Genomic DNA, 12,456 nt, shown 5'->3' on the forward strand with positions numbered 1-12,456 from the left:
GGGCCGAGCCTCGCGCTGGTCTCCCGATCTACACGGCTATCACGGCTGCCGTCACCGGAGGGGCACATCCAGGGACATGCGGCGAGGCGTCACCACATCTCAACCCTGCGGTCGTCCTGCGTGGACGTGACCGCGGGCGCCCATGGCTCCGCCGCCGCAGAGGGCCCTCAAGATTCCAGCGACACTATTCTGACGCCGGCGCGGGGCACGCCCCCGGCGGAGGTCATGGGCCGGCCGTGCGAGCTCGCGGCCTGCCCGGGGCTCGGCGGCGCGGCGTGCTCGCCGGCCCGCGGCGGCTCGACGGCGATCGCGCGACGCGCTACCACCGCGCCCGGAAGCGGAAATGGAATCGGGCCAGCGCGCGAGGAAGCCGGAGCGCCGGTGCGCGGCGGCGCGGGTCTGATCGGAGCCAGATCATGTCCACGAGTCGATCCCCGTACGACAATCTCCCGGACGTGCGCGACGGCCTGACGCGCGCCGAGCGCATCATCCTCTGGCAGCTCTCCGAGCTCGAGCGGGAGTTCGGCGGCCGGAACGTGCCCACGGCCACGCTCTACGGCCGTGTCGTCGAGCACATCAACCTCTCGGTCCCCGAGTTCCAGCGCCTGATGCAGCGGCTCGTCGGCGTGCGCTGAGGGCGGCGCGGCGCCCGCCGCGGCGGCTCAGGCTGCCCGCTGCTCGATCGCGGCGCGCTGCTCGAGGGCGGCCCGCAGCGCCGAGACCGAGGCGCTGCGCAGGTACACGACGGGCGCGCCGTCCGCCGTGAGGCTCTGCATCTGGTCGCGCAGCGCGTGCGACACCATCGTCACCATGATGACGATGAGCGCGACCTTCCCCGCGCCGTGGCGCGCCCCCGGGGGCACGCGGTTCTCGTAATGGCGCATCGACCAGCCGTGCTGCTCGACCAGATCGCGGTAGCGGCTGGACATTCCCCCGCTGCCCCCGATGACAAGCACCGTCTGTTCGTCGCGCTTCCTGTCGGCCGCCTGAGAACGACGCTCCGCCTTCATGCGATCTCCCTCGAAGGGGGCTTGAGCAAGGCGCGAGCCACGCCCCGCGGCGCGCGATCTCCCGGGCAAACATCGAGTTTGCGCTCTATTCCCGGCCCGATCCGGGCAATTTGTCCTCCCGACGCGAAGGTCCTTGTCACCGTGACATGGAGAGCGGGGGCGCCGCGACGGCGCGCGCCTCGGCGCAGGCTCCGGCGCCCCGGAATCCCCTCATCGAGCAGCCATTTTCAGCGGAGAAATTGAACAGGGAGGCGGGGAGGCGGGGAGTGATTCGAAGATTTTCCTCCCCGCCTCCCCGCCTCCCTGTGAACTTTCCGAAGAATTCGAGGGGATTGCTCGGGGGCGACCCGGGACAGGCGCGCTGGTGCTGGTGAGGAGAAGGCGGGAGGAGAGGAGTTGGCTGGAAGCGGCTGGGGCCGCTGTCGGCCGCTGTCGGCCGTCGGCGCCGGGGCGATCCTCCCCGGGCGCGGAAGGTTGACCCGGTGTCAGCCGGTCCGCTGCTCGAGGGCGGCCCGCAGCGCGGAGACCGAGGCGCTGCGCAGGTACACGACGGGCGCGCCCTCCGCCGCGAGGCTCTGCATCTGGTCGCGCAGCGCGTGCGACACCATCGTCACCATGATCACGACCAGCGCGATCCTGCCCACGCCGCGGCGCGCGCCCGGCGGCACGCGGTTCTCGTAGTGGCGCAGCGACCAGCCGTGCTTCTCGGCCACATCGCGGTAGCGGCTGGACATGCCCCCGCTGCCCCCGATGACAAGCACCGTCTGCTCCTCGCCCTTCCTGTCGACCGCCTGGGAACGCCGCTCCGCCTTCATGCGATCCCTCAGAGCAAGCCGTAAGCCACCCTCCGCGGCTGGTCTTCTCCCGCGCAAATCGCCATGTTCTGGTTTATTCCCCGGCAAAATGTCGTCTCGGCGCGGCCGCCTTTGTCAACGTGACAGGGCGGCCGCGAGCGCTCGGCGGCGCGGGCGAGCGCTGGCCCGGCGCGGCGGTCGCGGGCCGCGCTGCGCGGGCGCGCGCGGGCCCGTCCGAGCTGTGGTAGGAGAGCAGCGCCGCCCTGCCCTGCCGCGCCATGCCGTCTCTCTCTGCACCGCCCAGCGACGCGCCTCCGCCGGGCACCGTCGAGCGCTGGGCCTGGGATTACGTCCTCTCGACCGACCTCGAGCACAAGCTCGCTCCGCCGCCCGTGCCGTCCGCCTGGGAGTCGGACACGGCGCCGCCCCCGCCGCGCCGCCTCGAGCGCCCCGGCCGGCCGGCCGCGCTGCGCATCTCGGCGCGCGCCCAGAAGAGCCCCGGGCCCGAGGCGCTGCGCAACCCCGCGCGCCGCGCGCAGCTCTTCCATGCCTTCCTGCACCACGAGCTCCAGGCCGCGGAGCTCATGGCGTGGGCGCTGCTCGCCTTCCCGGAGACGCCGCGCGCCTTCCGCGGCGGCCTCGTCCGGATCGCCCTCGACGAGGTGCGCCACATGCAGCTCTACGCCCGCTATCTCGCCGCGATCGGCCACAGCTTCGGCGATTTCCCCGTCCGCGACTGGTTCTGGTCGCGGGTGCCCGCCGCCGCGTCGCCCGCGCAGTTCGTGGCCGTGATGGGGATGGGCCTCGAGGGTGGCAACCTCGACCACACGGCGCGCTTCGCCGAGCGCTTCCGCGCCATCGGCGACGACGAGGGCGCCGCGCTCACCGAGCGGGTCTGCGCCGAGGAGATCCCGCACGTGCGCTTCGGTGTCCGCTGGTTCCGCCGCTTCACGCAGGCGGGCGCGGGCGCCGGGCATGCGTCGCCGCCGGGGCCGGGCGAAGCTGCGCCGCCGGGGGTGAGCGCTGCCGCGCCGCCCGGGCCGAGCGAAGGCGCGCCGCCGGGGGTGGGCGCTGCCGCGCCGGCCGGGACGGTCGACTTCGAGACCTGGGTCCGCCACATCCCGGCGCCCCTCTCGCCGCTGCTCATGCGGGGCGAGCCGATGAACCGCCGCGACCGCAGCCGGTCGGGCCTCACCGAGTCCTTCCTCGACGCGCTGGCCTCATGGACCGAGCGAGCGCCTGGGTCCTGAACTTCGACGCCGACGAGGAGCTGGCGCGCCCCGCGGGCTACACCCCGCGCGCCGCGGTCGCCGCCCGGGCGCTCGAGCTCGCCGGCCGGGTCGCCGCCCTGCTGCGCCCTGGCGACGTCGTGCTCAGCCCCGCCCTCCCCTCCCCGCTCGTGCCGCTGGCGCCCCCCGGGACCCCGCTCATCGGCCGCGCGTGGTGCCCCACGCCCCGCGCCCGGCGCCTCCTCGGCCGCGCCGGCGTCACCCCCGCGGAGGCGCCGCCGCTCGACGTGCTCCGCCGCGTCAACCACCGGAGGTTCTGCGCGGATCTCGGCCAGACGCTCCCGGGCGCGCGCTACGTCGCCACGCTCCCCGAGCTCGAGGCCGCGATCGCGGCGCCGACGCCGTCGGGTCACTGGCTGCTCAAGCGCCCGTTCGGGTTCGCGGGGCGCGGCCGTCGCCGGGTCGCCCGCGGCGTCCTGCCGCCCGACGCGCGCCCCTGGGCCGTCGCGTCGCTCGCCCCCGCCTCCCCGGACGGCGGCCTTCAGGTCGAGCCCTGGGTCGAGCGCCGCGGCGACTTCTCGCTGCACGGCCACGTCGCCCGCGGCGGCGCGGTGCGCCTCGGCGCCCCGTGCGTGCAGCGCTGCGACGGCAACGGCGCCTACCTGGGGGCCGCCCTCGCCGGCGAGGGCGATCTCGACGGCGGCGAGCGCCGTCGGCTCGTCGAGGCCGCGCTCGAGGCCGGGGAGGCGCTCGCCGGCGCGGGCTATTTCGGCCCCTTCGGGATCGACGCCTTCCGCTGGGAGGACGAGCGCGGCGCCCTGCGCTGGAACCCGCGGTGCGAGATCAACGCGCGCTACACGATGGCGTGGGCCATCGGCATGGGCAGCGCGCGACCCGACCTCGATGGCCCGGAGCGCGACTGACACGCAGCGCGGAGGCCTCGCCCCCTCACGACACGGACTTGTTGCACAAGAGGCCGCTCGCTTCCTCTATAGCGGAGCTCCGACGGGAACGAGATAACCGCCAGACGCCATGAGCGCCAGGAAACGAATTCCTGAGCTCTCCTGGCGTCCTGACGGTCGTCTTCATCCCGTTCGCTGTACCAAGACGCGACCGATCGCCGCGCCAGTCGCCGGTCGCCCAGGTTCGTCCCCCGATCTCAGGAGAGAAAAAAAAAAAAAACCACAGAGGCACAGAGGGCACAGAGGAAGAGAGAAGAAAAAAAAAGAGAGAAGAGAGAAGGACAAGAGCTTCTCTTCTCCTCTCTCTTCTCTCCCTCTGTGCCCTCTGTGCCTCTGTGGTTCAATTCTCTCTTCTTCAACATTGTTCGAGAGGCGGAATCGACATGAGTCTACCGGCGACGACACGCGCGCTCGATGGAAGGCACAGCGCGGCGGCGATCGTGAGCGCCGCCGCCCTCGCCGTGCTGCTCGCGGCCTGCGGGCCGGACGTCGCGGGCGAGGAGCCTGGGTCGTGCGGCGGCGCGACGTGCGGCCCGGACCAGTACTGCGTCTACCCGCCGGGCGATCGCGGCGAGGGGGGCGTCGTCCCCGGGAACTACAAACCCAAGTGGGTGAAGAACGGAACGTTGATGTCGGGCACCGCCGACTACGGCGCCCTGTTCATCCGCTTCAACGTGAACGGGGACCCGAAGCGCGCGACCGCGTACTTCAAGGACGTGGACGGCCGCCTCGCGGACGAGTTCACGATCCAGGTCCAGTAAGCCGAGGCGCGCTCGATCGCGCCGGCAGGCCCGCCCCTCGGGGAGGGCCTGCCTCCCTTCCCCGCCCCGCGCGGCGCGCGGGCAGCGCCGCGACCCCTGCGCGCAGCTCACGGAGGCGCAGCGCGGTTGACGCTGGCGCGCGAACCCCTGTAAGTACGGCTGTGAAGGGGCGACAAAGGTAAGGGAAATCATGAACTTGCATCGACATCACCTCGCGCTGGCCACCCTCTGCATCACCTCGCTGCTCGGCGCGTGCGGGGACGACGACGCCGGCGATCCCGGAACCGGCACGACCTCGAGCGGGGCGACCACGTCCTCGGGCGCGGGCGGTGAGGGCGGCGAGGCGGCCACCACCTCCGCGGGCACGGGCGGCGAGGGCGGCGCCGGCGGCGCCGGCGGCGCCGGCGGCGGACCGGCCTACGGCTTCCGGCAGGTGGACGGGTTCTCCACACCGGAGAGCTGCTTCTGGGATCCGGAGGACCGGGTCTGGTACGTGTCGAACATCGGGGGAGACGGCGAGGCGGGCTGGATCAGCCGGCTCGACGAGGAGGGGATGGTCCTCGACGCGACGTGGTTCGAAGGGCTCGTCGATCCGAAGGGGATCCGGGTCTTCGACGGTGTCCTCTACGTGGCCGACGTCGACAAGGTCGTCGGCATCTCCCTCTCGGACGCCACCGCCACCGAGTACCCGATGGAAGGGGGCCAGTTCGTCAACGACGTCGCCGTCGACGAGGCCACGGGTCAGGTCTACGCCTCCGACTCGCTCGCGCAGGTCGTCTATCGGTTCGACGCCGGCGACCCCGAGAGCGCCGAGGTCTTCCTCGAGTTCGAGGAGGTCGCCGGCCCGAACGGCCTCCTCGTCGACGGCGGATCGCTCATCATGGTGGGCACCGGAGAGCTCAGCGCGGAGGGCGAGCTCGGGTCGGTCCTCTCCATCGACATCGAGGGCACGGCCGTCGCGCGCATCGGCGACATCGCTGGCAAGTTCGACGGCGTCGAGAAGGACGGAGACGCCTTCTGGGTGTCCGAGTGGACCTCGAGCAAGATCTACCGGGTCGAGGCCGACGGCGCCTGGGCGCTCGCGTACGACCTGGCCGCGGATCACGCCCTCGGCTCGACCGCGGACATCGGCTTCGATCCGGAGCGCCGCGTCCTCTGCATCCCCGACCTGGCCAGCAGCGTCGCGTTCCTCACCGTGGAGTAGCTCGCTCTCGGTCCCATCAGCGGATCGCCCCACTGCATGGGATGCGGCAGCCCAGGCGGCGCCTGGACCATGATGCCGACCGCACCGACCCGAGCCCCTGCTCGACGCGCTGACGCCGGCGCACGCAGAGCGAGCCGGCGCAGCGCTGACGGCGCGACCAGGTCGTGAAAGGCAGCTTCCCGACGGCGGCGCTCCTCCGGACGAGCGCCTCGTTCATGTAGGCTCCGCCGTCATGTGTACCCGATACCTGATCTTGCTCGCCTTCACCTCGGCCACTTTATCGCTCGTAGCCTGCGGAGATGACCCCGGCGTGGACCCCCAGGCCGAGGGCGGCGGCGGCGCGGGCGGCGCAGGCCCCCAGGCCGAGGGCGGCGGCGGCGCGGGCGGCGCCGACCCCCAGGCCGAGGGCGGCGGCGGCGCGGGCGGCGCAGGCCCCCAGGCCGAGGGCGGCGGCGGCGCGGGCGGCGCCGACCCCCAGGCCGAGGGCGGCGGCGGCGCGGGCGGCGCCGACCCCCACGGCTCGGACGACATCCTCGAGCAGCTCGAGACCGTCGAGGGGCTCACGGTCGAGGAGCTGGAATCGGAGCTTCCGGGCTACCGCTACTTCGTCATGGAGATCGATCAGCCCGCGGATCACGACGATCCGGACGGCGCGCGGTTTCGCCAGCGCCTCGTGCTCCACCACCGGGACCCCGCCGCGCCCGTGGTGATCGCGACCGAAGGCTACGACATCTGGCCGGAGTACCAGTGGCTCGAGGAGCCCACCGAGCTGCTCGCCGGCAACCAGATCCGCGTCGAGCACCGCTTCTTCACGCCTTCCCGCCCGGAGCCTGCGGACTGGTCGCAGCTCACCATCGAGCAAGCGGCCGCGGACGTTCACCACGTCATCGCGTCGTTGCGGCCCTTCTACGAGGGCAAGTGGATCTCCACCGGCGGGAGCAAGGGCGGGATGGCCTCGGTCTACCATCGTCGCTTCTATCCCGACGACGTGGACGGCACCGTGGCTTACGTGGCGCCGCACAGCATGGGCAACCCCGACCCGCGCTACCTCGAGTTCCTGGCCGAGCGCGGCGATGCGGCCTGCCAGGGCGCGCTCCGGGACTTCCAGCGCGAGGTGCTGCTGAGGCGCCCGGCGATGCTGGCGCGCATGGAGGCCGACGCCGAGACAGAGGGCTTCTCCTACGACCTGCTCGGCGTCGAGAGGGTCCTGGAGACCGCGGTGGTCGACTCCGCCTTTGCCTTCTGGCAGTACCTGGACGCGTCCTTCTGCGACGCCGTCCCGACCGCGGCGTCGGACGACGAGGACGTCTGGGCCTTCCTCGACCAGGTGAGCCAACCCTCGTTCTACAGCGACTCTTCGCTGCTCGTGTACGAGCCCTACTACTGGCAAGCTGCGGTGCAGCTCGGCTATCCGGCGATCGCGACGGATCACCTCGCCGATCTCCTCGTGTACCCCGACGCCGACACGGCAACGTCGTTCATCATCCCTGGACCCGGCAAGACTCCGGTCTTCGATCCCGGGGCGATGCAGGACATCTCCGCCTGGCTCAGCGCCGAGGGAGAGCGGCTGATGTTCCTTTACGGTGAGAACGACCCGTACACGGCCGCCGCCTTCGACGTGGCGGAGGCCCGGGACTCGCACCGCTTCGTCGTGCCGGGTGGAAACCACCTCTCCCGCCTGGCCGATCTCTCGCCGTCCGAGCGCGACATCGCCCTCGGCGCGCTCGCGTCGTGGGCGGGCGTCTCGCCGATCCACGAAGACCGCGCGCGTGGGCCCCGCATGCTGCTCCGCGGCCATCGGTGGTTCATGCGGCCCTGAGCGCAGCCGCGGCGGCCGGGGTCCTCGTGGGCTACGGGTATCCCGCGCTGCCGGTGTCGCCGTGGGTCAGCGCCTCCCACGTGATCTGCACGTTGGTCACGTCCCTGAAATTGCCGGACTGCTGCCGGATGCGGTCGCGCACCTTGCGGCTCTCGGGCATCGTCTGGCCCTCGCGTCGAACGTAGTGATTGTAGACGGTCTCCCAGACCGGGACGTCCTTGACCTTCAGCTCGCCGCCGCACAACGAGGCCTCTACCTGCAGCTTGATGTCGGTCGTCGACGGAGACCGGTTCAGGAGCTTCGCCACGTACTCGAAGGACGCCTTGATCCGCTCCTCTTGCTCTCCGTAGAGATCGACGCCCTGGAGCCCCGCCGTCTCTGCCGCGTAGACGGTCGAGGCGAGCCCCATCTGCGTGTGTGGCAGATCGCGGCACGTCTCCTGCGTATGGCCAGATCGCCCCGTGAAGTCCGACTGGCCGTACCAGAGCTCCAGCAGCTTGGCGTCGGTGCTGTACCCCGGCGGGCGCCTCGGCAGCCGGCCGTCGCTCGCCAGGTAGACGTTGTAGGGCACGCGCTCGCGCCACATGGCGACGCCGCGATCGAACAGCGCGCGGTCGTCATTGTAAATACCGATGTTGATCATCCCGTCCGCCATCGACAGGTTCCAGTTCGCCTGGTAGCCCCATCCATCGCGGATCTTGGGGACGAGGACGTCGGTGAGCATGCTCCCGAACCGCGCGGCCTCGCTCTCCCGCCATCCAGCGCCGGCGTGGCGGAGGATCTCGGCCGAGCGCGGGAACAGCTCCGCGAGCCAGGCGGCCTGCAGCGGGCCGTTGTTCTGACCGGGATCGGTGCGCACCTTGGCCGGATCGAAGACGATCTCCCTCAAGGTCGACGACCAGGCGTTCAGGATGGAGATGGCGCTGTCGGCGTACGCCTGGTTCCCGGTGTAATACCAGATCAAGGCTTGCGTGTACGCCGCGACGGCGTCGTCTCGCGACGCGGTGCAGCCCTGATCGAGCGGGTTCGAGCCGTTGCCGCACTTCATCACCTCGACCGGCTGCGGCGTGTACGGGAGCCGCCCGTACCTGGTGGCCTTGGCCTTGTCGAAGTCGCCCTTCCACGGCTGCTGTCCAGCAGCGATCTTGGCCTTCACGAAGTCGAGCTGACCGCGCGACACGAGGACGCCGGGGTGCCTGAAGGCCGGAGCGCCGCCGGAGTCCGCCGTCGCGACGCCTGTGTCACCGTCGCCGCGCTCGACCGCCGAGTCGCCGTCCGGCGCCGACTCAGCAGCCCTGTCGAGCGAGCTCCCACACTCCTCCCCCTCGCAGGCGCCTTCCGACGCGGTCTCCGTGGGGGCCAGGCAGGCGCTGGAAGCAGCGAAGACGGCAAGTAAAGGAATCATAGTGTAACGCATGAAGTGAGTATACGGGCAGCTCGACTCGACGCCAGACGATCACACGCCCTTCATGCTTCTTCACTGCGCTTACAGCATAAAGTTTTCGCGTCCGCAGCGCGTCGTGCTCGCGTGGACTACGCGGGCGCCTTCGCAAGCACAAGCGCGCCTCCTCACCTACACACGTGAGGGCCGGAGCGCGGCCGACGAGGTCGGCAGCCCGATGAAGGCCTGACCGTCAGCGCGCTGTCATCCCGCCGTCGACTCGATAGTTCCCGCCGGTCAGCCACCTCCCGCGATCCGACGCGAGGAGCGAGACGACCTCCGCGATGTCGTCGGTGGTGCCGAGGCGCCCGAGCGGCACCTGCTGGACAACCCGAGCACGCCTTCAGGCGCGGACGGCGTCGAGCCCTCCGCGCCTGAAGGTGTGATACCCGCGCTCGAGCGCGTGGGAGAAAGAAGCCCTATCGCTGGGCGCCGGACCGGCGCCGACGCCCAAGAACGAGCGCAGAAGCGGCCAGCCCGAGAGCGGCGGCGAGCCCGCCGTTCCCGGTGCTCGCGCCCGTCCGGCAAGCGCACGAGCCGCCAGAATCGTCGCCTGTCGCGCCGTTCCCACCGGCAGCTTGCGTGCTGTCCGCGTGACCGCCAGCGCCGGGGCCACCACCGCTGCCTGGGCCACCGGAGGGGTCGGCGCTGCCGCCGCTGCCCGAGCCGACGGTGCCGGTCGTCACGCCGCTGCCTCCGCTGCCCGAGGTCGTACCCCCGGCGCTGGCGCTGCCGCCGACACCGCCTCCGCCGCCACCGTCGCCCCCGTCACCCGGCATGGTGGGCCCGGTGAACCGCCACCAGTTGAACTTGAAGAGGTCGCCGCCGTCACCGACGAACTTCAGGAACAGGTCGTGTTTCCCGCTGCCCCCGCTGACCGCGCAGGTCTTGGTGGTCCAGGACGACGCGCCCGAGACGTCACACGTCCCGAGCAGCGTGCCGTTCTCACTGTCGAGGTGGAGCTCGATCTTCGCGTTGCTGGCTGCAGACGATACCCGAGCCTCGAAGGAGGTCACGCCGTCCAGGAACTCGACGTTCTTCACCTTGATATAATCGCCATTGCCGATGGACGTGACGTTCATGCCGGCGCCGGTGTCGGTGCACACCTCGGTCTTGAGCCCGGACGAGAAGGCGATGGTCTCGGCCTCGACTTGCCTGAACGGATCCAGCGTGTCGACGGCGGACGGTCCCTGCATCGTCATCGAGATATTCGGAATGCTGCCGTCGGCCCCGTACGTGAACTCCTCCACGCAGACCGAGCGCTTGAAGTCACCGCCGCCCGGCAATGCGCTGTTGTGATAGAAGAAGTACGAGTGACCCTTGTAGTCGACGATGCCGGCGTGGTTGGTGAAGGTCCGGCCAGCGCCCATGATGTCGCCGCGGACGGTCCAGGGCCCGGTCGGGCTGTTGCTGGTCGCGTAGCTGATCTTCTCGCTCCCGGAGATGGCGGCGTAGACGAGGTAGTACAGCGACCCGCGCTTGTAGATCCACGGCCCCTCGGTGAAGCCGCTCAACGGCACGGTGGTGATGCTCCCCGAGGTGCTGATCATGTCCGAGTTCAGCTTCACGTACCGGAGGGTGGCGTTCCCCCAGTACATGTAGGCCTGTCCGTCGTCGTCGACGAACACCGTCGGGTCGATGTTGCCGGATCCGGTCGCGGCCAGCTCCTTTCCCAGCGGGTCCATGAACGGGCCCGCCACGTTGTCCGATACGCCGACGCCGATCCTCGCGCCGGTGGCGTTGTTCAGCGGCACGTAGAGATAGTACTTGCCGTTCCTGGCGATCCCCTGCGGGGCCCACGCGTCGCCGGTTCCCCACCTGAAGGTCCTGTAGCTCGCGACCGCGCCGTGGTCCCTCCAGTTGACCATGTCCGTCGTGGAGTACAGCCTCCAGTCGTTCATGGTGTAGAAGTTGTTCACCGACACGTCCTCATCGTGTGACGTGTAGAGGTACAACACGCCTTCGTGCACCATGGGAGCGGGGTCGGCCGTGTAGAAGGTCTGCACGATCGGGTTGTCCGCCCGAGCGGGGGAGGGAATCGCGGCGACGATGCCCAGCGCCATCGCCGACAGGGTCATTCTTCTTGCTCGGTACCACGTTGTGTTAAGGCGCACGTTGAATCCTCTCGCGAGCGGAATTGCTGGCGCCCCGCACCCCTGGTGCTGACTCGACGGGGGCGCCGTCAGATGAGAGGATGGCCCGCGCAAAGGCACGCAGGACGCCCCCCCAGGGCAAAAAAACAAGTATACCCCTTTCGAAATGTGAACGATCACATTCCTGGTGTCAAACCCAATCGACCGGCCCGAGCGGGATCCTCGAGCCCGGTAGGGAGGACAACACTGGCGGGCTCCTCCGGAGCGCCGCGTCACGGGGGGGGCAGGCGCCAGACCGCGGTGATCGCAGGCTCGATGCGCTCGATGCCGATCTGCGCGCGGACGGCTGGCGCTCGATGCCGCAGGCGGCCGGCGCCCTGGGTATCGCCTCTCGTGCGCGGCGACTCGAGCGCGCGCTCCGGCCAAGAGCTCGCCCCATCATCGGCCGATTTGGATTGACGCCGCGGATGTGAACGATCACATTTCTGATCTGCACTGGGGTGTTGAGCTTGCCCTTCACCGGATCAGGAGACGCCAGATGTCGATAAGCATGAAGCTGATGGGGGCCATGATCGTGAGCGTCAGCATTGGCTTTGCCGGCGGCTTTGCGGGCGCAGCGCGGGCCGCGGGCGGGGCGGCGGACGTCCCCGCATCGGTCGCCGAGGGGAAGGATTTCGGCTGCGGCGCAAAAGGACAGAAGGCCTGTCCGATGCAGGGCTGGATGAAGACGGTGATGCAGTCGGCGACCACGAGCGGCGACGGCGCGAAGATCGCGTCGGCGCTGGACTATGTGGCGTCGAAGCCGCCGCCCGGGATGCCGAAGTGGGTCGCGATCTCGAAGGAAGGCGCGGAGAAGGCCAAGAAGGGCGATATCGACGGCGCCAAGGCGAGCTGCAAGGCCTGCCATGATCTGTACAAGGCGGAGTACAAGGCGAAGCTCCGCGACGCCGCCTTCTGAGGCGCCGCGCCCTGCTCTCGCCTTCTCCGCTCCTCGCGCGAGGCGCGCGCTCTTCTTACCAGCCCCTCGCCTACCCCTCGGGTCGATTCACGTCGAGCGTTCAGGGGATGAGCCCGCGCAAAGCCGCTCCGACCTGTCGATAATTTCGTCGCCGACGAACAGGCGTTTGCTGGACTGCGCGTGAG

11 protein-coding genes and 1 pseudogene are annotated in these 12,456 nt (G+C 70.4%); 7 read left to right on the top strand and 5 right to left on the bottom strand.

From position 1 onward, the window contains the following. Nucleotides 1-416 precede the first annotated feature (416 nt). Complete coding sequence (locus tag WME76_RS47365; protein WP_437962808.1) at nt 417-635, top strand: hypothetical protein; 219 nt, start codon at nt 417-419, stop codon at nt 633-635. Between the two features lie 27 nt (nt 636-662). On the opposite strand, the gene WME76_RS47370 is transcribed toward WME76_RS47365, so the two are convergent. Both WME76_RS47370 and WME76_RS47375 read right to left on the bottom strand, forming a co-directional pair. Further along, nucleotides 663-1,010 carry a DUF2325 domain-containing protein gene (locus tag WME76_RS47370; protein WP_437962809.1) on the bottom strand — a complete coding sequence of 116 codons (348 nt, stop codon included), beginning with the start codon at nt 1,008-1,010 and terminating at the stop codon, nt 663-665. 485 nt (nt 1,011-1,495) lie between these two features. Then, nucleotides 1,496-1,825 (bottom strand): DUF2325 domain-containing protein, encoded by a 330-nt coding sequence (locus WME76_RS47375; protein ID WP_437962810.1) that lies wholly within the window; start codon nt 1,823-1,825, stop codon nt 1,496-1,498. A gap of 257 nt (nt 1,826-2,082) precedes the next feature. Between WME76_RS47375 and WME76_RS47380 the strand changes: the two genes are divergently transcribed. The 5 genes from WME76_RS47380 to WME76_RS47400 all read left to right on the top strand — a co-directional run bounded on the left by WME76_RS47380 (nt 2,083) and on the right by WME76_RS47400 (nt 7,779). Beyond that, the gene (locus WME76_RS47380) at nt 2,083-3,054 is read left to right on the top strand and encodes a DUF455 family protein (RefSeq protein WP_437962811.1); all 972 of its coding nucleotides are present in this window, start codon (nt 2,083-2,085) and stop codon (nt 3,052-3,054) included. Then, nucleotides 3,027-3,956, top strand: coding sequence for a hypothetical protein (locus WME76_RS47385; RefSeq protein WP_437962812.1), 930 nt, complete (start codon nt 3,027-3,029; stop codon nt 3,954-3,956). Before WME76_RS47380 ends, WME76_RS47385 begins: the two co-directional genes overlap by 28 nt. A 422-nt stretch (nt 3,957-4,378) precedes the next feature. Continuing rightward, entirely contained in the window at nt 4,379-4,756 is a 378-nt protein-coding gene (locus WME76_RS47390; RefSeq protein WP_437962813.1) for a hypothetical protein, read from the top strand. 190 nt (nt 4,757-4,946) lie between these two features. Next, nucleotides 4,947-5,960, top strand: a complete 1,014-nt coding sequence (locus WME76_RS47395) for an SMP-30/gluconolactonase/LRE family protein (protein WP_437962814.1) — start codon at nt 4,947-4,949, stop codon at nt 5,958-5,960. A 232-nt stretch (nt 5,961-6,192) separates the two neighbouring features. After that, nucleotides 6,193-7,779: a S28 family serine protease gene (locus WME76_RS47400; protein WP_437962815.1), complete on the top strand. Its 1,587-nt coding sequence runs from the start codon at nt 6,193-6,195 to the stop codon at nt 7,777-7,779. A 31-nt stretch (nt 7,780-7,810) separates the two neighbouring features. Here WME76_RS47400 and WME76_RS47405 read toward each other — a convergent pair whose 3' ends face one another. From WME76_RS47405 to WME76_RS47415, 3 genes and pseudogenes are all read right to left on the bottom strand, one after another. Then, on the bottom strand, nt 7,811-9,184 hold the full coding sequence (locus WME76_RS47405) for an alginate lyase family protein (protein WP_437962816.1): 1,374 nt from the start codon (nt 9,182-9,184) through the stop codon (nt 7,811-7,813). A 229-nt stretch (nt 9,185-9,413) separates the two neighbouring features. Then, nucleotides 9,414-9,545 (bottom strand): annotated as a pseudogene (locus WME76_RS47410) (SDR family oxidoreductase); the annotation flags it as partial. Between the two features lie 94 nt (nt 9,546-9,639). After that, nucleotides 9,640-11,298 (bottom strand): glycoside hydrolase family 43 protein, encoded by a 1,659-nt coding sequence (locus WME76_RS47415; RefSeq protein WP_437962817.1) that lies wholly within the window; start codon nt 11,296-11,298, stop codon nt 9,640-9,642. Between the two features lie 484 nt (nt 11,299-11,782). On the opposite strand from WME76_RS47415, the gene WME76_RS47420 reads away from it, so the two are divergent. Continuing rightward, a complete protein-coding gene (locus tag WME76_RS47420; protein WP_437962818.1) occupies nt 11,783-12,271 on the top strand; it encodes a hypothetical protein in 489 nt (162 codons plus the stop codon). Nucleotides 12,272-12,456: the final 185 nt, after the last annotated feature.

The sequence above is a fragment of the Sorangium sp. So ce119 genome (assembly GCF_051524405.1).
Taxonomy (GTDB): Bacteria; Myxococcota_A; Polyangia; order Polyangiales; family Polyangiaceae; genus Sorangium; species Sorangium cellulosum_G.